This is a genomic window from Paenibacillus xylanilyticus, assembly GCF_013359935.1.
In the GTDB taxonomy this organism is placed as follows: Bacteria; Bacillota; Bacilli; order Paenibacillales; family Paenibacillaceae; genus Paenibacillus; species Paenibacillus xylanilyticus.
The window spans coordinates 546,080-568,964 of the sequence record NZ_JABMCB010000206.1 but is presented as its reverse complement, the minus strand read 5'-3'; the positions used below and the strand labels follow the sequence as shown (position 1 = coordinate 568,964).

Below are 22,885 nucleotides of genomic sequence, written 5' to 3'. Positions count from 1 at the left end.
AGTCATGATGCACCGAAAACGTTTGCAGAAACATGTCAAAGCATGCGTTGTCTGCTAGCTTCCCGAAGGCTTGAATGAATATGCCTCTTCGCGAAATTCACTCGGGGTCTTTCCCGTATGTTTTTTAAACAGCCTGCTAAAGTATTTTACGTCTTCATATCCACTAATGGCAGCCACTTCACTGACTTTTGCAGGAGAGACTGCCAGCATCTCCATTGCCCGCCGGATACGCATATTCGTAACAAAATCCCCAAAAGTGATGCCTGTTTCTTTCTTAAATAGCTCGCTCAGATGCCCGGGATGCAAATGAACCTGACCCGCCACCTGCTGCAGACTGATGTCTTGTGCCAATCCGGATTCAATGTAGGCAATGGCTTTTTGCACATGTGAAGCCTGCCCTTGGCCCATTTGGCTGTAATATGTATGCATCAGACCATATAAATGGTGAAACAGCATATCCCGGAGATCCGCAGCATCTGCATCCGGTTCCGGTTGCCATGGTTCATATCGTGCAGGCTCCTCTCTTCCAATGGCACGCATCGTACGAACCAGCCAGCGATGTCCGGCGATCACCGCAGATTGCAAGCAGGCATGGAACGATTCAGGCGTCACTTCGGGGTCCATCATGAGTTCTCTTACAAGCTCTTGTGTCCATGTGGTCAGCACTACAGGATCGTTGTCGAGCAGCAGTGTCCCCAATGCAGTTTCCTCTTCATGCGTAAGTAACGTTTTGCCGCCTTTGCGATGACTCACCTGCTCGATGCCCCATATTTTATCCTGCAACAAACCTAGATATTGGAATGCCGCAGATGCTGTTTTGTAACTATCATGAAGATGCATCTCACCGCAAACAGGATGCCCTATCGCTGCACGCAGCGAACATTTCAGCAATTGCTCCATGTGATTCAATACCGCTTTCAACGTGTACTGTAATTCCTGCTTTATGTTCGCCGTTAACTGCACAATTCCAATAATCTGTTTTTTCTGAATATGGGCAATTGCACCAGGCAGCAGATCCTCCAGCATGTTCTGTACAGCAAACCTCAACAGCGCAGCTGAAGAACGACTCCATCCTTTCGCCTGAATAATGAACACCTGTTGATATACCTGCTCGCCACCCAGAGAAACATCAGCAAACTCCACTACTCCCGGCTTCAGAAATGCAGGACAAGGACCTGTACTCACATCACCATCAATGACCCATTTTTCAAATAAACGCTGTCTGTTCTCCCGTAAAAGTCGACCTTCTCTTGACTTTTCTGCCCATCGATCTGTAATTCGTTGTTTGGCCTGGAGAACGGTTTTGATGATCTCTTCCGGTTTGCTTGTTTTGAGCAGGTAATCCGTCACTCCCTGGCGGATCGCCTGTTGGGCATAAGCGAAGTCATCATATCCGGACAAAATAATGACCTCCAGCTCAGGCAGCAATTGCAGCCCTTCATCTGCCAGTTCAAGCCCCGTTTTACCAGTCATGCGGATATCGGTCATCAGAATGTGCGGACGTTCCTCAGCCATCCGGGTTAGTGCCTCTTCAGCCGAGGCAGCGGGTGCAAGAAGTTCAATGCCCAGCTCGTTCCAGGCAATTACACTGGCAAGTCCGGTCCGAATAATCACTTCGTCATCGACAATAAGCAGTCTCATGGCGATTCCTCCAGAAAGGGTATGGAAAATGAGATACGGGTTCCGCCGCCGACCCGGCTGTCTATTTCTAGTTGTGAAGCCGCTCCGTAATGGAGCAGCAATCGCTCATTCACGTTGTGGATTCCGTAACCACCAACAGGCGGGTTTACATCCGGTCTTTCCTTCAACTGTTCCAGCCTCTCTTGTTCCATACCAATGCCATCATCCAGCACCAGTATGTTCATTCGTTCCTCTTCCTGATCCTGACGAATCATGATCGTGATCGTTCCTGTGCCGACCTTTGGCTGAATTCCGTGGATCATGGCATTCTCGACAAGCGGCTGCAGCAGCAGCTTCAGCATCATCCGCTGCTCCAGTGCAGGATCCACAATATAATGCACTGCAAATTTATCGGGAAAACGGATAGACTGGACACGTACATAATGCTGGATGTGGGCAATCTCCTGTCCTACAGGGCAAAAATCCTTGCCGTTATTCAGGCTAATACGCAGGAAATCACTTAATCCTTCTACCATGTCTGCAATCCGACTCTCTTTTGACATCAAGGCGATCCAGTGAATGGACGAAAGGGTGTTATATAGAAAATGAGGATTGATCTGTGCCTGAAGTGCTCTCAGATCTGCTTCCTTCTTCCGGGCTTCACCGCGTATCACTTCTTCCTTAAGACTCTCGATATGTGTGCCTAGCAGATTATAACTTTCTCCCAGTTTGCCAATCTCGTCGTCGCTTTCCGATCGAAACAAAGGCAGCGGCCGATCCGGGTCAATACGGGACAGGTGCCTGGTGAGCACACGGAGCGGTCTCGTTACTCGGCGGACGGTAAACCAGACAAGTCCTGCGCAGATTACAGCAGAAGCAACGACTGCTACGGCCGTGAGAATCAGAATATAACCGTTTTCCGACTTATACTGATCATAAGGTACCGTTCCAGTCAACGTCCATCCGGTCAACTGTTCCGGGTAATAGAGAAGTGTACGTTTATTTTCTCCACTGCTATACGTTGTCGTACCGCTCCCACCTTGCCGAATCAGCGTCTGCACTTCTGGTTCAACCTGCTCCAGGGACTTCCCAAGCCTGGATTTGTCCATGGAAGACAGGATTTCTCCCGAACGTCCGATCAGCTCCAATCGTCCTTCACCCCTGCCAAGTCCCAGCGCAGCCCAGTCTTTGGAGATGGCCTTTTCATCCAGGCTGATGGCGAGCCATCCAATGGGGCGGTAATCATGGATGCTGCGGATCGGGCGCACCAACGTAATGACATTTTGTATCCCTGCATAGTTGCGGACCGGGTAGACGCCGGTCCATGTTTTAACCGCATCACCACTAGGTGCTGGAGGATCGGAAGTACCCGGTTCATACCAGGTTGCGGTCGTCAATACAGCATCAAACCGATCCGGATAAATCGCAATATTCGCAATATATTTTTTGGAGGCTGCCAGATTGGTCATTCTGCCCAGGATATCTACGCGGTCCAGCTCATGATCTTCATTTCGGCTCAGATACTGCTGAATATCCCGCTCCCCAATCAGGAAAATCGATATATTCTCGGCATCCTGCAGCATATAACGAAGATTGGCTTCCACCTGTTTCAGCGTATCCATGCCGGACAGCTTCGTTTTCTGCTCGGTAATACGGGAAGAGATCAGAAACGCGAACAGACCCAGCGCCACCAATGGCACAATCATGGAGGCAGTTACGACAACCGAGAGCTTCCTCTGCAGCGAAGATGTCAGCCAGCTTCTCAATTCTTTCCCTCCTCTGGATGCGCTTTCGTTTATCCCTTAACCGCACCAGCCGTCATGCCTTTCATCACCTGTTCCTGAAAGACAAGATATAGAATAATGGTCGGAATAACCGACAGCGTCATGGCGGCCAATGTTAGTCCATAGTCCGTCTGGTATCCATCAGCGAAATTTGCAATGGCCAGCGGTAACGTTTTCAATCCCGTTTTGTTAATAAACACGAGTGCAAACGAAAAGTCATTCCACGCATGCAAAAAACTCAGAATCGTAACTGTGGACAAGGCAGGCACCGACATGGGCAGCATGATCCGGGTAAACAGTCCCCACAGGCCTGTTCCATCGATAAACGCCGCTTCTTCAATATCCCTTGGTACACTAGTCAGATAGGCCGTGAGTACAAAAATGGCAGTTGGCAGTGCAAACGCCGTATATGGCAAGATCAATGCCCAATACGTATTCAGCAGGGACATCTGTTTCATTAGAATGAACAATGGAACCAGTGTGCTGTGAATGGGAATCAGCATACCTACGACGAAAAAGGTCATGACCAGACCCTTCCAGCGGAACTGGAACCGGGCCAATATAAATGAAGCAAGCGCTGCAATAAACAGGGTCAAAATTAGTGAGCCCACGGATACAACCAGTGAATTGCCAAATGCCGTTCCCAGTCTGGAGCTTTCCCATGCATTGCTGAAATTGGCCACGTTCCAGTGTGCCGGCAAACCAAAAGGCCTGCTGTAGAAATCTTCATTCGTTTTAAACGCACTGATCACAAGCCAGTAAAACGGATACAATGTTAAAATACCATACACCGTCAGCAGCGTCCAAACAATTCCGCTGCGCAGGCGGCGAACCGGATGGCCCCCATCACTTCGAGGCGATGGCATCGTTACAGGTGTCACACTCATTACAGTTCCCCCTCTCCTTTAATTCTCTTTTCGTTTACGACTGGTCACCCACTGGCTTGTTCCGATGAGCAGCAGGGAGATCAGCACGATGGTCGTTGAGATGGCACTCCCGAAACCATAGCGATAAGTCGTGAAGGTTGAGTTATACATATACGTAGCGAGCAGTTCTGTGGCATGAGCCGGACCGCCTTTGGTCATGATGTACACCAGATCAAAGGATTTCAGACTGCCTGAAATGCACAGAATAATCGCAACCTGCACCGTTCCCCAGATCATGGGAAGAGAAATCGAAACCAGCTTACGGATTCCTGATGCGCCGTCCATTTTGGCAGCGTCGTGAATTTCACCTGGGATGTTTTGCAGCGCCGAGATGAAAATAATGAGGTACAGGCCAACAAAACTCCAGAGCAGCGGCGGTACGAGAGAGAAGATCGCAATCTTGTCGTCAGACAGCCATTGCAGCTTCCAGCTCTCAAGCCCCATTGCATCCAGCAGGAAATTCAAAATTCCGATCTGTGGATGATAGATATATTGCCAGATCATACCGATGACCACAGTAGATAAGACCATTGGCAGAAAAACAGCGGAGCGCAGGAAGCGCTGGAGCGGATTGCTTTTGTGTAATATGACCGCAAGCATCAGTGCTAACGGGATTTGCCCAAACACGGAAGCCAGAACAAAAATGACGTTGTTTTTCAGTGCCCGCCAGAATACGGGGTCGTGCCATATCTCCACATAGTTGTTCAGGCCAATATAATTGGACTCTCCGATTCCGGACCAGTTGAAGAAACCGTAATAGGCTGACCATACAACCGGCACAAATACAAACAACGCATATATGATGATTGCCGGAGCAAGCCCCAGCATGATAAAACGACGACTGCGCAAAGCGTTCATTCAGTCACTTCCCTTCATTAATGCCTTACCTAACCTCTAATACATGTGATTCTTGCCAAAGGAAACGGAAAACCCCTCCCCTGCCGGGAAGGGGTAATCTCTTCTTTGCAATCATTATGAGTTCGGATCATTGGACCAATTTAACGTTTCATCCTGACCTCAAATCTAACTTGTTAATTGCCAACGGCGTTGGCCTGTGCAGCCTGAATTTTGGCGGCGATATCTTCTGCTTTCCCACCCATCAGCAGTTCCTGCAGTCCATTATTGATGACCTCTACTGTTGCAGATCCCAGCTTGGAATCGTAAACCGGATTAATCTTCACTTCCTGCATCAAATCATATAATTCCACGAACAAAGGGTGTGCTTTGGATTTGTCCAGATCAATCTTGTAACTGACCAAAGTACTGCTGTCCAGCGTCGCCTTCTGACCGTCAGGACCCGCCAGCGCGTAGAACAGCTCCATCGCTGCCTCTTTTTGGGCCCCGCTCAGCTTTTTGCTTACACCAAGACCGGTACCAACCACGCCTGAGGTTGTTCTTGGCTCACCCTGTCCTCCGTCCACTGGGGGAAGAATGGTGATATGTGTGTTGTTCAACACCTCTTCAGGTGCGTTATTCACCAGGTTCGCCAAAGCCCATCCACCATTCATGACCATCGCTGCTTTTCCCTGGAAGTACAGCTGCATCATCTGGGTCTCGTCAATACTGTTGAAACCATCCTGGAAGGCTTTGCTGTTCCCGAGCTGCTGCATCTTGTTTAACGCCTCGATGAACTGTGGATCGGTAAAACTTGCGCCATCCTGGGCTGCTGCCTTCAGGAACCAATCTGTGCCCGTAATCCGGTCAGCCAGTGTACTGAAAATCGTCGATTGGGCGACCCAGTTTGCCTTGTTACCCAGTGCCATTGGAATAACCTCGTGTTCGTTAAACGTAGCAATCGCCTGCTCCAGCTCGGCCCACGTCTCAGGAACTTTGACGTTATACTGTTTAAACAGTGCCTCGTTGTAATAAATGAAGGAACTTGGCGCCAGATTCATCGGCACGGAGTAGATGTTTCCGTCAACCGTATATCCGTCCAGTGCGTTCGGGATAAAGTTGCCCTTCCACTCCGGTTTCGCGTCCAGCTCCGCATTAATTGGCTGCAGCAGATCGCCTTTTACAAATTCTTTTGTCATCGCATCCGGCCACATCACAAACAGGTCCGGCATTTCATTCGCAGCTGCTACGGTGCGGAGCCTTGTTTTGAGACCATCTGTGGGCAGCCCCTCATCCACCACTTCAATATCGGGATGTGCTGCCCGGAAATCTTCGATGATTTTACGCATCGCTACCGCTTTTGCATCCTGTCCGGTCCAGTTATGCCAAAGTGTCACGGTCACTTTATCTTTGCTGCCCGTTCCTTCCGATGCATCACCGCCGCTGCAGGCTGCAAGTACCATCGAAAACAAGGCAATTGCCACGAATCCCGAAAGCCATTTTCTCAACATCTCTATCTCCCCCTTGGCTGATTGAATATCCTTATTGTAAATGGTAACGCTATCATACCGTAAGGTGACGATCCACGGATGCAGGGGTGAAAAATATCGGATGCCCGTTCCGATGGAGCACTTCCCTTTAAACAAAAAAAGCTCTCGAATGTGAGAGCTCCTTATGAAACCAAGTTTATTTAATAAGAAAGAGAATAAGTTCTGATTTATTGCATACTGCTTTGGATGAGTGTCGCAAAAGCTTCAGAGCCTTCTTTCGTCAGATGCACGCCGTCTTTTTCAAAATATTCGTCGTGTCCTTCACTTGCACTGTGCCAGTCAATGAGGGAAACGTTATTGTACGCTGAGGCTGCTTCATTCAGTGCTTTGTTAACCGTTCGTTCCCAAGGACGGGGAACCCGCACGGTAACCAGATACACATGATCTTCATCTTTAAGGTAATCAAGCACTGATTTCAGACTTTTGGAATTGAATGAACCATTGGTTCCTAGTTCCAGCACCACCTGACCGCCCAATTGATCGTTTCGTTTGAGCCCGTCCAGCACATCGGCTGCCTCCCACATCTGACGCCCAACATGACCGTCCACGTAAACTCCCGACACATTCTGTTCCAGGTAAGGCTTGGCGTCCAAAATGACCGAGTCCCCTATGACGGTATAGTGAACCTTTCCGTCTTCAGCAGGAGGAGCTGTTTCCCCATCCGCTTGGGACGAATCTCCAGTTTGATCCGGATCCTTCGATTTATCGATACCGGCATCACCTGGATGATCAGTCTCTCCTGAAGAATTCTCAGTCGCCTGGCTCGGGTTATCCGCGGCGGTGCCTTCTCCTTCATCGGGTGTTGAGACTTCCGGCTGAGCAGATGTATCCGGCTTCGACGTTTGCTGCTCGGGTTGACTTTGCTGGTCGCCAGCATCCTCGGCAGGTTTGTCGTTCTTCTGCGGTTCAGCAGTCTTTTGGCCGGACCCAGAAGTGTCTACAGGAGCCGGAAGCACATCCTGCCCTTTCTCTTCATATACAGAATGCTCGCTGTTCAATGTGGTGGACATGGACACGGAATGTGAATCGGAATTCGCGGCAGATGTGATCATCATTTGGGACACTGTGAAGCACATGAACAGAACAGACATCAGCAGTCCTGCCCGCTTCAGCCAGGTTTGATGAGTACCATGCCCGTTCCATCCTTTCTCCCACAACCGGGACCAGGTATCTCGGAATCCATTGTGACGGATCGGATTCTCAATATACTTTAATGACAGTGATGCCAGGACTACCGTTGCGGCCACCTGCAAAATCATTCGAACCGGGTGGAATTCCCCCGTATCAACGGCCGGACTCGTCAGGACGATCACGGGGTAATGCCAGAGATAAAGTCCATAGGAGCGTTCACCAATCCATCGCAGTGGCTTGGCACCAACTAGGCGTGCCAAAAAGGAAGAAGGGTGTGCAAGCACAGCGACCAGCAGCGTTGTTGCTATGGCTTGAAGGACCATCCCACCTTGGTACAGCGAAGGTTCATATTCACTGCTGTTCAGCATCATGTAGATCAGCAGGGCCAGTGCTGCCACACCCGATACGTCGAGTACGACTCGATTAAGGCTCGCAAGGGAAGGTGACAGGTTGCGGCTTGGCCACACTACAGCGAGTGCAGCACCAGCCAGCAGCGCGAACGCCCGGGTATCCGTACCATAATATACACGGCTCGGATCCAGATCCGGATTGTACATGATCGCCATTGCACCAGCAGATAATTCAGCAGCCACTACAATAAAGACAACGAGCCATCCCTTTCTTTTGAACACCATGATCGAAGCGATCAGAATTAACGGCCACACCATGTAGAATTGTTCTTCCACCGCGAGCGACCAGAAATGTCCGAACGGGGATGGAGGACCAAAACTTTCAAAATAGGATACGTGATGAAAGATATACCACCAATTGCTTATGTATAAAACACCCGAAACAATGTCCCCACGCAGGGCAGCAAGCCGGGAAGGATCTGTGAAGAGCAGCCAAACCATTACAACTGCTGTCACGGTGAGCATGCCAGGCACCAAGCGCCTGATTCTGCGCATCCAAAAATCACCGAGTGAAATGCGCCCATGTTCCTGCCATTGGGACACAAGAATATCCGTAATCAGGTAACCTGATAAAACAAAGAAGATGCCGACACCGAGCAAACCGCCGGGAATAAAACTCAAATTCAGATGATACGCAACTACAGCAAGCACGGCAATGGCCCGCAAGCCATCCAGTCCGTTCATATGACGCCTGCTTTTCAACGTTTGTGACATGAGCGCCCCTCCTTGTTGCTGGTTGACATCATTGGTGTATGGGGCGATTGCAAATCATCTACGCTTCTCATTGTGTTTCTGGTTGTCATTAACATACGTATTGCACCTTTCGTCATTCATTTCCAATATATCGTTCAACACTCACGCTTAGCATTATACGCTCAAGCGCAGCGAGATAAATTACAGTAGTAGTTACAAAGCGATGAAACGATGTAACCTTTCCTGCCAGCTTATATAGCTGTAAAATCATACTCCAAAATTGTCGTTTAATACAGTCTTTTTCTTCGACTGGGTAATATTACCTCACTGGCAAATCAAAACAAAAAAAGCTGCCCACTTACTCAGCAGCACTAACCATTATAAACCTATCCCGAGGACGATTGAAAGTTTTGCTCATAATTGCTTCTGCGTGCCTAGGACCCTGGGTGTGGAACGGATGAATCTTCTCTTCAGTCCCATCATCAAGTATGCGATATATTGGAACGTACGGAATACAAGTGGTTATTTCATGACTTTGTACTCATTTAGCAAACAGGCAAAAAAGCGGACAAGAATCTGCCCGCTTTTTTACTGAAGATATGTGCATGTCTTCCATCAGCTGCATTTGCTATAACCACAATTGCTGCACGTCTTGCAGCCTTCCATATTAATCAGAGATGCTGATCCGCAAGAAGGACATAAATCCCTGGACTCGCCAAAGGTGCTTCGTTCTTCGCCACCATTCTTTTTCTCCTGCAGCCCAACATCCCCTTCTTTCGAACTCCCGATAGCAAACGGATCATTGACTTCAATTGAATCAGCCTCGTGTACCTCAGCTGTGCTCTGTACGTGACTCTCGAGCGCTTTGGCAACTGCGTCTGCGATGGACTCGACCCGGTTCACTCCGAAGCCGATTGCTCCCGAGCCTCCGATGCCTTTTAAATGTTTGATCAACAGCTCTACTTTATGTCCATGGTCACCGTATCGCAGGAACAGGGAGCAAACTCTTCCGAGCGCTTCAGCCATGGCGAATACATCTGATCCAGCTTTACCCACGTTCAGGAAGATCTCCGCCGGAATGCCGTCCAGGTCGTTAATCGTAATGTATGCCATGCCAAATGGTGTGTTAATTTTATACGTTGCACCGCGCAGCACCTGTGGACGGCTCTTGTATTGTTTATCCAGCACTTTAGCAGAAGACGAGGAATTCACGAATGTCTTGCCTTCCGGCTCCGTCACCGCAGACCCTGAAGGAAGGGTGCTGGCCATCGTTGCTGTAGTCTCCTCTTTTGCCCCTTTTGTCTCGCTGCTGGCTTCACTCTTCGCCTCTTCCTTCTTCGTCGTCGACAGGACCTGTACATCACGGCTGCCATCCCGGTAGATCGTTACACCCTTACAACCCAAGTCGAAAGCAAGCTCATACAACTGCGCCGTATCCTCCACGGTAAAATCAGCCGGACAGTTGGCTGTTTTTGAAATGGAGCTATCGACCCATTGCTGAATCGCGGCCTGTACCCGGATGTGATTTTCTGCTGACAGATCCATCGCTGTCACATAATAATCGGGCAATTCCTCACCAGGGTGTTCATTCAGCCACTCCTGCGCAATCGGGACAAACTGCTCGTCATAACCGAGCCGGCTTTGGCGGAAATATTTAAAAGCAAAATACGGTTCAATCCCTGTTGACGTACCCACCATCGTTCCGGTGCTCCCTGTTGGGGCCTGCGTGATCAGTGTTACGTTACGAATGCCTTGTTTGCGGATGGCCTCTCCCACTTCTGGATAGGTCTCGACCATTTTTTTCATAAATCCGCTCTGTAAGTACGGTTCCACCTCAAAGGCCGGGAAAGCGCCTTTCTCTGCCGCAATATCTGCTGATGCGAGATATGCCTCTCTCGCAATGAAACCATACAGTTTATCCAAAAATTCAAGCGATTCCGGACTGCCGTACCGGATGCGCAGCTTGATCATCAGCTCTGCCAGTCCCATCGTGCCAAGTCCAACCCGACGCTCCCGCTGCTGATTCTTTTTATTTTCTTCAAAATGATAAGGCGTTGCATCGATCACATTGTCCAAAAATCTCGCCGAGATGCGTGTTGTCTCCGCCAGATCCCTCCACGCCACATCATGACTGGCCTCATCGTAAAATTTGGATAAGTTAATGGCCGACAGATTGCACACACCCCATCCCGGCAGGCCCTGTTCCCCGCATGGATTCGTACATATGATCGGATTAAAATACCAACTGTTCGACATCTGGTTGTAATACTCCATAAATACAACCCCAGGTTCCGCTGATTTCCAGGCCGATTCAATAATCGTATGCCATATTTCCCTCGCTTTTACTGTACGGTAATGGATTACCGGGTGCCCGGCCTCTTTCCATTGCTGCAGGTCCCCGTTCCACTCGGTGTCATAATCCGGGTCGCTCGTATCCGGAAAAACAAGCTGCCAGTCGCCGTCCTGCTTGACGGCCTCCATAAATGCGTTGCTCACACATACCGAGAGATTGGCATTGGTGACCTGGCCCATTGTTTGTTTGACTGTAATAAAGTCCATGATATCCGGATGCCAATCGTTCATCATCAGCATGAGCGCTCCGCGGCGGCTGCCACCCTGCTCAATCAATCCCGTGGTATAACTGAACAAACCGCCCCAGGATACCGAACCACTGGAAGATCCATTCACCCCTTTTACAACTGCACGACGCGGACGGAGTGACGACAGGTTGATGCCTACTCCGCCACCGCGAGCCATAATCTCCGTCATTTCAGTCAACGTTTTCATGATGCCACCTCTGCTGTCCTCAGGAGATGGAATGACGTAACAATTGAAAAGGGTCAATTCGTCGCTTGCACCTGCACCAGCAGCAATTCGGCCCCCAGGCACCAGCTTCCAATCATCCAATACAGCGCGGAACTTGGATTCCCATTTTTGCTGCTCTTCAGGAGTAGACTCCACCGAGGCCATCGCTTTCGCCAGCCGATCCCACATCTCCTCCGGTGTTCTTTCTATATTCAACGTAAGCTTCTCCACTTCCGTCTGGATCATATCTCCGCTGCGGGTTTTCACCTTCACCATCTGACCTTGACGTTCGATGATTTCGCCTACTTCTTTTGTTGGAAACTTGGGATCATCTTTGGTCAGGACGAGTACAACATCCCCTGCCTTGGCATGGTTCGGATCGGCATCCTTCCAGGCGTATCGGTCCAAAAATATTTTTTCACTGAGTCCTTCCAGCTTGTGCGACAATTTGTTCGTAGTCATTATGATTGACAGCCTCCCCATAAATCCCATTTCGTTTTCCACTATGCAATAAAATATGCCTTAACACCACATATAGTGATATATATCCAGTATAGTACACCATATATTGATTTTCCATGTGACTTTTGTCATAGTCAGTCTTCCAATTTGCTATGTACTCGGACAAGCTCTTTCTTACGCCATCAGACGCTGTTATTCTGAATTTGTGAATTTTTTGGGCATAAAAGGCAGATTTCGCACCTTATTTGGAGCCTGGTTATGAACTGCCCCTCATTCGTCCATACTATAACCTACGAATAAAACGTCATCATGTATGGCAGGGGAGGCATCACCATGAACCGGAAACATCCGCTTCACATGAATCAACCTGCAGCTGAACTGCCCGTTCCGCTTGAATTCGATCGCAGCTGGTTGACACAGCTGGAGTCACGACTCGATAAGGGTGGACCTTGGGGGGATTACAGACTCTTTCAGCTTGGCATTCAGGCAGAAGAGACCAATCTGATTCCCAACTTTGATGAAATACAGTGTTTGAAGCATTTGCAGGGGCTCACCCCGCTTCCACACCAGCTGGACACTGCACGCAAGGTATTATTTGAAATGTCAGGCCGTGCCATTCTAGCCGATGAGGTCGGACTGGGAAAAACGATAGAAGCAGGTCTGATTTTAAAAGAATATATGGTCCGTGGTCTCGTATCCAAGGTGCTCATTCTCGTTCCTGCATCCCTTGTACTTCAGTGGGTTCGAGAGCTGAATTCGAAGTTTGGCATTCCAGCAGTTGCACAGAAAAAGGCCTATTCCTGGCAAAATGAAGTTGTCGTGGCTTCCATGGATACTGCGAAGCGAGATCCACATAAGGACATTTTGCTGAACACGGACTATGACATGATTATTATTGATGAAGCCCATAAGCTCAAAAATAAAAAAACGACAAACTACCAGTTCATGCTGAAACTGCGCAAAAAATATTGTCTGCTGCTGACCGCAACCCCCGTTCAGAATGACATGAGCGAGCTGTTTAATCTGATTAATCTGCTGAAACCGGGCCAGCTTGGTCGTCAGGGCGACTTTGCAGCCAACTTTGTCGTGGATAAACGCGTTCCGAAAAATCAGGAGCAGCTCAAGGACGAATTGTCCAAAGTCATGATCCGCAATCGCCGCGGCGAAGGTCCGGTACAGTTCACCAAACGGAACGTCTCCAACGTGAATTTGCAGCTATCGCCTGAAGAACAGGCTTTATATGATGGTGTGACCTCTTTTGTTAAAGACCAGTATCAGGAAGCCGGAGGAAACTTGAGCAGCATGCTTTCTCTCGTCACGTTACAGCGGGAAGTGTGCAGCAGCCGGGATGCTGTTTTCGTTACACTGGTCAATCTGTCCAAGAAACTCCCGCTGGACTCCCCGCTCCGGGACAAGATCTGGGAACTGGTTGCCCATATCAAGGCCATTAAGGAAAATACAAAAGCCGAGAAAACGATGGAACTGATTCGCAACATGAATGAGAAGGTCATCATTTTCACCGAGTACCGGGCCACGCAGGAGTATTTGCTGAATTACTTCCGCAACAACGGACTAACCGCTGTTCCCTATCGGGGCGGTATGAACCGGGGAAAAAAGGACTGGATGATGGACTTGTTCCGCGGCCGTGTCCAAGCGATGATTGCAACCGAGGCTGGCGGCGAGGGCATCAATCTCCAATTTTGCCATCACATGATCAATTTCGACCTGCCCTGGAATCCCATGCGGGTGGAGCAGCGGATTGGACGGGTACACCGGTTGGGACAGCAAAATGATGTGAATATCTACAATCTGTCAACGACAGGCACCATTGAAGAACACATCCTGAATTTGCTGCATGAAAAGATCAATATGTTCGAAATGGTCATTGGCGGACTGGATGTCATTCTGGAACGACTCGAGAAAAAAGAATCCATCGAAAAGAGTCTGTATAAAATCATGCTCGAATCCCAAAACGAAGAAGACATTCGTCGCAAAATGGATTCACTTGGGCAATCGCTGAATTCCATTCAGCGTGAAGTCGCCGATGAAGTTCCGTCTGTTTCCCTTCTGGATCTGGGCAAAGGAGGACACTAACCATGACCATGTCATCTCATGAAGTTCAAACTTATGTGACTACCTATCTCGAAGCGATGGATTGTCAGATTATGGAGCGATCCCCTGCACATATAACAGTGAAACTCTCGCCTGAAGCGGATAAGGCTCTAACCAACCGTCCCTATTATTGGGGGTTTGTGGAGCGAACCGGTGCTCCGGCTGAAACGATGTCCTTTACGTTCGTATTTGACCCTGCAGCCCATCAGCAAGCCATCGAGGCAGCAGAAGCCAGAGCTGCTCAAGCTTCACCCCCTCCTTCTGCCAGTCAAGATACTTCCGGCGGATTGAATGCGGGTTCCGGTTCCACTCCGGATGCACCCAAAGATACAATTCTTGGCCGTTATTTCGGCATTACTCCAGCACTTCCGCAGCTCGGTCCCGGCCGGATTTTGCGTGAAGATGTTGTCTATGGCAGTCGCAGACTGCAGCAGATCTTCGATGCGGCCCGTGAAGGCGGAGCATTTGTGAATTTGTTCGAGCAGGCCCCGAAACGTCAGCTGCGTGCTGCCGCACCGGCCGTATACGAGCCTTGGCTCGGTGTCTGTTTCAAAGTTGAATTTGCTTGCGATTTGAAACGAGAGGAACTTCATTTTCTTGGTATCTCTCTTCGCACAGGTGAAATTATCGAAAAGTTCGGCTCCAAGCTGAACCGGCGAGACCTTAGCCCAAGACTGGCCGAGAACATGCATGTTCAGACCGCCAAGGTATCGCTATCTGATGCTGGAGCAGCCCTGGAAGCACATCTCACTCAACGCTTGCTGGAACTGGATTACGGGTGGGCTGAACAGGCCAAAGCAAGACTGGATCTGGAACTTGGTGTAGTGGATGCCTACTATGAAGCAGTTCTGAGAGAGGATACACCTGAAGTCGAGGTAAATGACGACACCTCAGTTGCGGAACACCTTACTGCTTCCAAGGGACAGGGACAAACGACAACCAAAGGAATTCAGTCCACTACGGAAGATCACTCCCGTATTGCTCCTGTGAATCGAATATCAATAGGAGCGGCGGGGAAGAAACCTGGCACCGATGCAGAGCTTGCTGCTGAGCCGATCGTCCCGCTGGATGAAGAGACGGATTCCGAACAGGAGAAAACCAGACAGGCTGTAATGGACCGTGAAGCGATGAAACTGCAATATGAGACGCGCCGAACAGAAATGATCTGGCAGTATGAGCCCAAAGTGAAGGTCACTGCCATTAGCAGCGGCATGTTTCATTTAAGATAGACGCAGACACTACTTTTCCAGCAAATGACGTCAAAAGTAGTGTTTATTCATGAGTGGCGGCCCGACAGGTTGCAGCAACCTTTGCATGGCTTGTCCACTAGAATGAACCTAGAAGTGATCATGCAGCGAATAATCGGCTCCATTCGTCATGATGTACCCTAGAAAAGAAGGTGTTATTATGAAACGAATCTTCCATAGACCGTGGCATGGTATTCGCCGGGCAGCAGGTATTGGTGCCATGTGCCTCTTAGGTTTAACAACCTTGTCTACATCGTTGCAAGCAGAGGAAACCTTGAGTTTGGATGAAACGGCCTCTGAGCTATTGTCTTTTCAGTTAACAAATGCAATGACCGAGGCTTCCCTTCGTTCCGGGACACTCGCTCCTGCTGCTGTCCAGCAGTTTGCGCATCAACAGACCATATCCCTTGGCTCCATCCAACCTTCCAACCAAGGCTGGAATGACGCAGAGCTCGATTTTTCCCCTCTTGGCCCGGGTACACACAGCTGGCTTGTCAATGCCCATGTTGATGGAAAACCCATTGGATATATGATTATTACAGCTGACCGAAGTGGGCATTTGCACCTAAGTGAATATGGACAAGGAGAAGAAAATCCTTACAACATCTCTCTGCTCCAGCAATCCCTTAAAAGACATGATCTGAATCTGGAGGAGTTATCTCGCGGAGTGGATATACATTTACGATATGCCTCCCCGCTGCTTGCGTATTGGGAAGTGGAGCAATCCGGTACTGCTGCAATCTATATTGACGCAACCAACGGCGACACATTACCAAACAGCGTCGTGAAGGCCCATGAGCGCAGCTCTGGAGATGAGCAAATTCGATCTTCCGTGCTCCCCGTATCTGCACAGCTTCGTTTCAAAATGGAAGAATCATCGAATGTCTCATCATTCACAGCAGATTTTATCCATTTGCAACCTGTATTTGATCCGGCTGACAATCTGTCATGGATCACTTCCAAAGCGATCCCTGCAACAAGTTTGGAGCCATTGATAAAGCAGTGGAAAAAGCATCAACATATCGTATTTTCTGCCGATGATCGTAATGTGTTATATGGCGGCCCTCTTCCTGTCAGCGGATATCAGGTTTGGCAAAAGCATAATACATCGGAGCAAATGGAATACGTGGCGATCGGGGGACATTCTTCGGTAAGACGATTTGTTCCTCTGGATACCCTAATCGAGGATGGTCATTTTTATACCTTTAAGCCATAGAGATCCTTCTGGAGACAACAAAAACACAAATAAGACGCCTTCCTCTGATTCTGAATCAGGAATGCGTCTTATTAATTTCAATCTGCTGCGTCAGTTTAACCGCTTATCCTTTGCCAGAAGAACTTCGTTTTTGCATTTTCCCACCTGAGTCCAATGCTTTTTCCTTTTTCCCTACCCAGAGGGATACAGCAAACGGAAGCATGCCAAACCATTTCATTGCCCAAGGCTCTTTTGCTTTTGTACGCCCCTTGCGCTCTTCTTTTGGTGTATCCATAAAATGAACGACACGCTGCGTAATATACTTCACCAGCTCATCACTTTTGGCCATAATCCTCTGCCTCCTTTGTACCTTAGATTTTGCATCATTCGCATCGATTTGCTCCCGGGTACGATACCTCTATTGTGCGCAGATCAGCCCATGGATAAACAATTTTTTTCTTCACGAAGTATGAAAAAACCAATATTGCACAGTCTAATGCCAAAGGTATCCATCCATTCCTTGTGGGTAAGATGCCAATGATAAGAAGGAGCGTGCATAACTCATGAATAAGCTGCTGACGGCATTGATGGCATGGCTGATCGGGATTAATTTTATGCTTTTGACACCTGCACAAGCCATCTCCGCTGCTATTCCATCACCACATTCCATCCCTAAGTCTGTGAGTCCCTCGCTGCTGCCTGTTACCGATGGGGACGCCTATCGCTCCACACACCACGCATTTGCTGCTCCAGTCATTTTGCTGGATGTTGGACATGGCGGTATTGACGGCGGGACGACAGAACACGGGGTACTGGAAAAAGACATCAATCTGGCCATCAGTCAAAAGGTGTACCTTCTGCTTCGCAGCAAAGGGTATGCTGTCATCATCAACCGGCTTGGTGATTATGCACTTAGTGATGAGAATCGCTGGCTGAACAGCAGGTCTCGTCATCGCAAGGACCTGGCCCAGCGCAAGAGCCTCAGTGAAGAAGTAAGCACCGATATCGTTGTCAGTATCCATGCCAACTGGAGTCCAAAGTCAGCTACACGTGGACCGATTGTACTCCACCAAAAGGAAGGCCGCAGCTACCTGCTCGCAGAGTCCATCCAGACCGAACTTAATCATCTGTTTGGTACACAGCGCGGTGTAGTGTGGGGTAAACCTTTCTATCTGCTGAATCAGGTGAAACAGCCGGCAGTTATCGTTGAAACGGGATTTCTGAGCAATGCAAAAGACCGGGCCATGATGAGTGATCCTGCAGAGCAGAAACATATCGCCCAGTCCATTGCAGATGGCATTATTTATTATTTGTCGGCAGTGTAGGGGCAGCATGCCAGTGCCAAACTTCACGAACAAGATCTCCGATGCCGACAAACTCAATTTGATCCTGCAGGCGGGTGACAGATTCGCGCACAACGCTGGATGTATTTAGTCCCGTCTGACCCACATGCCCAATGACGACACACATATTCTTCTCCAAGGCTCTCTTGGCAGCCAAATCCATCTGCTGACGAATATGCGGCTTCGAATTTCGGTCATCAAGGAAAATGTCATTGCCAACCGGAGGCATATTTTTGGAGACAGCGAGTTCACCCACAACCGAACGAAAATTGGTGCGACTGTCCACAAAAAACAGCCCACGCTCGCGGCATACATCGAGCACAATCGACATGATGCGTTTGTCGGAAGTAATTTTGGATCCCATGTGATTGTTCATGCCAATGGCGTAGGGAACATCATCAATGGCTTTCTCCACTCGTTCGCGGACTTCCTTGTCCGTCAGATTGGATGTGATCGCACCGGGACCCAGCCACTCAGGTCTTCCAACTTTGGGCTCCATCGGCATGTGCACAATCGCATCCATTCCTTTTTCATGTGCAGCCGCAGCGTCTTTCTTCGTGGTTGGCAAAAATGGCATCACGGCAAGGGTAAGTTTGACTGGCATGTTTAATATCTCCGCAGTGCCTTTCATGTCATTGCCCGCATCATCAATAATAATTGCCATTCGTTTATGCTGTGTTTTGGATTGAGGTATTACGGTTGGTTGTGTTTCCTCTGCGGCAAGTGACCTTGCACTGCAAATCATTGGCCCTCCTGCGTAAACGATAACCAGCATACACACCAGCATCAAAGAAATTCGAATCGTCCATGGACTGGACGCCCCTGTTCGTTCAGCCTTTTTCATCCCTCGTTCCCTCCTTTGTTCTGTTACATCATTATTTGAACAATGAAGTAGGAATATGTTAGACAAAAAAAGCCTGTTCCCGTCAAAAAGAAGGGGACCTCCCCGAGAGAAGATCCCCTTCACTAAAACACGAATCAGTCCAGCTTATTTGTTACCCCACAGCTCCATGCGCTGTACGTATTTCTGGTTAATGATGTCTTCCACCTTCTCATCTCCGGCCTTTTTCATATCCTCAAGCATTTTGTCGAAGATGGCATTCGCTTCTGCCTCGGTTGGAGCAATAATGGCTCTCGTAATGCTTTGGTCCATAATATCCTTGACCTTTTGGGCCGTCAGCGCTTCCGGTGTTCCGCCGTCTGGATTGAGGTTGTCATATTCTGCGGTATCCCATACCGAATCGCCCAAAGTCTTGATCGCAAGTTCATCGACTTCACTTCGTTGGTATTTAACGGCCATATCATACGGCTGTCCATTCGGGTCCAGACCATTTTTGATAAACCACAGCCATTTCCGAACCCCGCTTGTCTTCACAGTCTCATCCCAATTATCCTTGAAGCTTTGCAGGAATGCTGGGTCAGGCTGCCGCTTGCCATCCACCATGGTGTATTGTTCGCCTTCCTTGCCCCATAGGAGCAAGTGCTGTCCTTCATCACTGGCCAGATAGTTGAACAGCTTCATCGTTTCTTCGGGGTGTTTATTATTTTTGGTAATGGCGATGGCATCCCACCCGAGCGAGCTTCTTGGTCCAAAAGTGGTTTGACCCGGGTCTACGCCAGGAGCTACAACTTTATAAGCAAATAACTGATTTTTCTCCCCGCCATCCTTTTTCAGCGCTGCATTTCCGTTTCCTGGATCCCAATACGCGCCTGGGGTGGAGAATACCGCTCCTGTCGTGAGCTTTTGAATCCACGTTTGTGTTTTGCTAATGGCGAATTCCTTCTCGATCAATCCTTCTCTATACAGACGATTCATATATAGTAACATCTCACGATACTTTGGATCCTTGACATCATATTGTAGTCGTCCGTTATTATCGTAATAGGTTTTTAGACCCCACATCCCTTTGAAGGTCCCCAGATTCGCCCCCATGTTCTCCCCATTCATCGTCATGGGGACCGACTCTTTGCCATCTATCGTGTTGTATTTCTCTTTGAACTGTTTAAGAAGTGATTCAAACTCGTCCGTCGTCAGCGGCTCAGACCCATCCGCCTTGTCCGGGGCAAGTTCTTCCAGCAGGCTTTGCCTCATCAGCATGCCAAACACCGGATCACTATCGAGGCCATACCAATTTGCCAGGTAATAATTTTTGCCGTCCGTATAACGTGTCTTGGTCAATGTGTCCCCATACATATCTTTCAGATCCGATCCGTATTTCTCAATTAACTCATCAAGTGGAATGAAGGCCCCGCTTGAGATGTATTTATCCAAAGAGGCATCTCCACGGCTCATGACCACCACATCAGGGTAATCACCACTCGCCAGCATCAAGCTCAGCTTTTCCGTCGGATTTCCCGTCGGCTGCTGGATGGAAATCTCTATACCGGTCTTTTCGGTGATTTGCTGGGCTACAGCATCGGTGAAAGGCTCTCCTTTGGTATTGCCATCAAACCAGGTTAATGTAATAGGGCCTTGTTCAGTTCCCTTTTCGTCTGTACCCGAACTTTCTTTTTCCTCATTTGAGGAGCAGCCCGCCAGCAAACCGAAGACTAATGCAGCAGTAATGCCCATGACCATCCATTTTTTTGTTTTTTTCATTGACACCCTAATTCCTCCCAATGAATAAGTTCTTTACTGAATTATTTGGGCAACCAATTAACGCTGTACCACCCCCTCTCAGGAGCGGCCGCCGAATAACTCTCCTCCGGCAACCAGACCAACGAATAGATTAACTCTTTACGGCTCCCAAAGTCATACCCTTGACAAAATATTTCTGCAAAAACGGATATACCAGAATAATTGGTAACGTTGCAACCATTGTTGCTGCCATTCGGATGGTGTCACTCGAAACAGCATTTCGCTTGGCTGAGTTGGCCAGCATCTGCGTTTGCGATACCATCCCACCGGTCTGAAACTGACTCAAGATTTTGACCAGAACAGCTTGCAAAGTCTTCAGGTCCGAGCTGTAAGTAAAGGCATAAGAGTCAAACCACGCGTTCCAATGGCCAATCGCCTGGAATAATCCCACTGTCGCAAGTACAGGTGTCGTCAGCGGCATCACAATCCGGAAAAAAATCGTGAGATCGTTGGCTCCGTCCACTTTGGCCGATTCCTCAATCTCATGGGGGAGCTGCTCCATGAACGTACGTACGATAATCATGTAAAACACATTCATCAGACTGGGCAGAATGAAGACGGAGAACGTATCAATCATGTTCAGGGCTTTAAGTACCATGTAATAGGGGATCAATCCGCCGCCGAAATACATCGTGAAGATGAAGTACAAATTCCAGCCCTTGCGCCCCACCAAATTCCGCCGGCTTAGCGGATAGGCCAGCATCGTGATGACCAGCACCGACAGCGGTGCACCAATCAGCGTTCGTTTGACCGTGACCCACAGCCCGTTCAGAATCTCACTGTCCTTCAAAATTTGGCTGTAACTGTCCAAGGTAGGGACGCGAGGCCACAAGTACACGCCGCCACGGACCGTATCCTCCGCGCTGTTTAATGAGAGAACGAGTATATTCCAAAAGGGCAGGAATGTAACTAATAGCACCATGATAAGAATGAGATAAACAACCAATTTAAAAATCTGATCGCCGAATCTGTTCAATAACATCCTGAGCACTCCTTTCCTTCTTGTTTAAAATAACGCCTGGTCGTTTACTTTTCTTGAGATACGGTTCACAATGACAACGAGAATAAATGCGACAACGGATTTGAACATTCCAACGGCTGCTCCGTATGAAAACATACTGTTTTGCAAGCCATATTTGTAAGCATAAATATCGATGACTTCCGAATATTCGAGCACGGTGTTATTTTGCAGCAGATACTGCTGTTCGAAGCCCGCATTCAAAATTCCACCAACCGCAAGAATAGCCAGGATCACAATCGTTGGGCGCAACGCAGGAAGAGTGATGTGCCACATTTGCTTAAATCTGCTCGCTCCATCCACCCTGGCAGCTTCGTAGAGCTCCGGATTGATTGAGGAAATGGCGGCAAGATACATAATTGCACTGAAGCCCATCTCTTTCCACATGTTGGACAAGGCAATAATCCACCAGAACAAAGGTCCGTTTTGCATAAAAGCAATCGGATCATCAACAATCCCCAGCAGAACCAGAATATTATTCAGCATTCCGTCTGAAGCAAGCAGCGTAATCACAATATTGGCGGCAATAACCCATGAGATAAAATGGGGCAAATACGATACTGTCTGTACAAAACGCTTGAAAAATCCCTGTCTGGCTTCGTTCAGTACTAGCGCGAGTATGATTGGTGCAGGAAACCCGAATAGCAATGTCAGCAAGCTTGTTGCAAGCGTATTGCGCATGACCCGGTAGAAATCTCCCGTGGTGAAGAAATACTCAAACCACCGGAAGCCTACAAACTCGGCATGAAAGAACTGGTGAAAAAATGACTCCCCACCCGGCTGATAATTGGTAAATGCCATATATAGCCCGAACATGGGGCCGTAGGAAAATAACAATGTTGCAATGAAGGCAGGTAGCATAAGCACGAATAACCACTTTTGGTCTTTTAGTCTGCTCATCAGATTATTGCTCCTGACTGTTTTGATAGCGCTTACCTTGTGCATCAAATGCCCTCCCTTTTTCTTTATAACAGTCATGATTGGCCTGATCCTGATTCAACTGTTTACCTTTTCATCTTAATTTTGATAGCGCTTGCTTACCATACTTCAATGCTCCGAAAAATGCCGCTTTTTAACGATGTTTTCGGTGAAAACCGTTATTGGATTTCCATATTTG

The 22,885-nt window shown here is 48.6% G+C and carries 16 protein-coding genes; 4 read left to right on the top strand and 12 right to left on the bottom strand.

From position 1 onward, the window contains the following. Positions 1 to 54: 54 nt before the first annotated feature. The 7 genes from HP552_RS34460 to HP552_RS34430 form a co-directional block, all read right to left on the bottom strand. Positions 55 to 1,641 carry a helix-turn-helix domain-containing protein gene (locus HP552_RS34460; RefSeq protein ID WP_175399799.1) on the bottom strand — a complete coding sequence of 529 codons (1,587 nt, stop codon included), beginning with the start codon at positions 1,639 to 1,641 and terminating at the stop codon, positions 55 to 57. After that, positions 1,638 to 3,386, bottom strand: coding sequence for a sensor histidine kinase (locus tag HP552_RS34455; RefSeq protein WP_175399798.1), 1,749 nt, complete (start codon positions 3,384 to 3,386; stop codon positions 1,638 to 1,640). Before HP552_RS34455 ends, HP552_RS34460 begins: the two co-directional genes overlap by 4 nt. A gap of 29 nt (positions 3,387 to 3,415) precedes the next feature. Then, positions 3,416 to 4,291 (bottom strand): carbohydrate ABC transporter permease, encoded by an 876-nt coding sequence (locus HP552_RS34450; protein WP_175399797.1) that lies wholly within the window; start codon positions 4,289 to 4,291, stop codon positions 3,416 to 3,418. An 18-nt stretch (positions 4,292 to 4,309) separates the two neighbouring features. Beyond that, positions 4,310 to 5,188, bottom strand: a complete 879-nt coding sequence (locus tag HP552_RS34445) for a carbohydrate ABC transporter permease (RefSeq protein WP_175399796.1) — start codon at positions 5,186 to 5,188, stop codon at positions 4,310 to 4,312. Between the two features lie 173 nt (positions 5,189 to 5,361). Further along, positions 5,362 to 6,675 (bottom strand): extracellular solute-binding protein, encoded by a 1,314-nt coding sequence (locus tag HP552_RS34440; RefSeq protein WP_175399795.1) that lies wholly within the window; start codon positions 6,673 to 6,675, stop codon positions 5,362 to 5,364. A 206-nt stretch (positions 6,676 to 6,881) separates the two neighbouring features. Further along, a complete protein-coding gene (locus HP552_RS34435) occupies positions 6,882 to 8,969 on the bottom strand; it encodes an acyltransferase family protein (RefSeq protein WP_175399794.1) in 2,088 nt (695 codons plus the stop codon). 594 nt (positions 8,970 to 9,563) lie between these two features. Then, a complete protein-coding gene (locus tag HP552_RS34430; protein ID WP_175399793.1) occupies positions 9,564 to 12,215 on the bottom strand; it encodes an adenosylcobalamin-dependent ribonucleoside-diphosphate reductase in 2,652 nt (883 codons plus the stop codon). Positions 12,216 to 12,548: 333 nt separating this feature from the next. Here HP552_RS34430 and HP552_RS34425 point away from each other — a divergent pair, with 333 nt between their 5' ends. The 3 genes from HP552_RS34425 to HP552_RS34415 all read left to right on the top strand — a co-directional run bounded on the left by HP552_RS34425 (position 12,549) and on the right by HP552_RS34415 (position 16,790). Next, positions 12,549 to 14,309 (top strand): DEAD/DEAH box helicase, encoded by a 1,761-nt coding sequence (locus HP552_RS34425; protein WP_175399792.1) that lies wholly within the window; start codon positions 12,549 to 12,551, stop codon positions 14,307 to 14,309. A gap of 2 nt (positions 14,310 to 14,311) precedes the next feature. Continuing rightward, entirely contained in the window at positions 14,312 to 15,556 is a 1,245-nt protein-coding gene (locus HP552_RS34420; protein WP_246311182.1) for a YqhG family protein, read from the top strand. Positions 15,557 to 15,734: 178 nt separating this feature from the next. Then, positions 15,735 to 16,790 carry a hypothetical protein gene (locus HP552_RS34415; RefSeq protein WP_175399791.1) on the top strand — a complete coding sequence of 352 codons (1,056 nt, stop codon included), beginning with the start codon at positions 15,735 to 15,737 and terminating at the stop codon, positions 16,788 to 16,790. A 103-nt stretch (positions 16,791 to 16,893) separates the two neighbouring features. Here the strand turns inward: HP552_RS34415 and HP552_RS34410 are convergent, their stop codons facing one another. Next, positions 16,894 to 17,118: a YqzE family protein gene (locus tag HP552_RS34410; RefSeq protein WP_175399790.1), complete on the bottom strand. Its 225-nt coding sequence runs from the start codon at positions 17,116 to 17,118 to the stop codon at positions 16,894 to 16,896. Between the two features lie 214 nt (positions 17,119 to 17,332). Between HP552_RS34410 and HP552_RS34405 the strand changes: the two genes are divergently transcribed. Further along, the gene (locus HP552_RS34405) at positions 17,333 to 18,094 is read left to right on the top strand and encodes an N-acetylmuramoyl-L-alanine amidase family protein (RefSeq protein ID WP_175399789.1); all 762 of its coding nucleotides are present in this window, start codon (positions 17,333 to 17,335) and stop codon (positions 18,092 to 18,094) included. Here HP552_RS34405 and HP552_RS34400 read toward each other — a convergent pair. The 4 genes from HP552_RS34400 to HP552_RS34385 form a co-directional block, all read right to left on the bottom strand. Continuing rightward, positions 18,069 to 18,956, bottom strand: a complete 888-nt coding sequence (locus HP552_RS34400; RefSeq protein WP_175399788.1) for a divergent polysaccharide deacetylase family protein — start codon at positions 18,954 to 18,956, stop codon at positions 18,069 to 18,071. The genes HP552_RS34405 and HP552_RS34400 overlap by 26 nt on opposite strands. A gap of 144 nt (positions 18,957 to 19,100) precedes the next feature. Then, positions 19,101 to 20,711: an extracellular solute-binding protein gene (locus HP552_RS34395; RefSeq protein WP_175399787.1), complete on the bottom strand. Its 1,611-nt coding sequence runs from the start codon at positions 20,709 to 20,711 to the stop codon at positions 19,101 to 19,103. A 130-nt stretch (positions 20,712 to 20,841) separates the two neighbouring features. Continuing rightward, on the bottom strand, positions 20,842 to 21,732 hold the full coding sequence (locus HP552_RS34390; protein WP_175399786.1) for a carbohydrate ABC transporter permease: 891 nt from the start codon (positions 21,730 to 21,732) through the stop codon (positions 20,842 to 20,844). A gap of 24 nt (positions 21,733 to 21,756) precedes the next feature. Beyond that, positions 21,757 to 22,668, bottom strand: a complete 912-nt coding sequence (locus HP552_RS34385; RefSeq protein WP_246311174.1) for an ABC transporter permease — start codon at positions 22,666 to 22,668, stop codon at positions 21,757 to 21,759. Between the last annotated feature and the right edge of the window lie 217 nt (positions 22,669 to 22,885).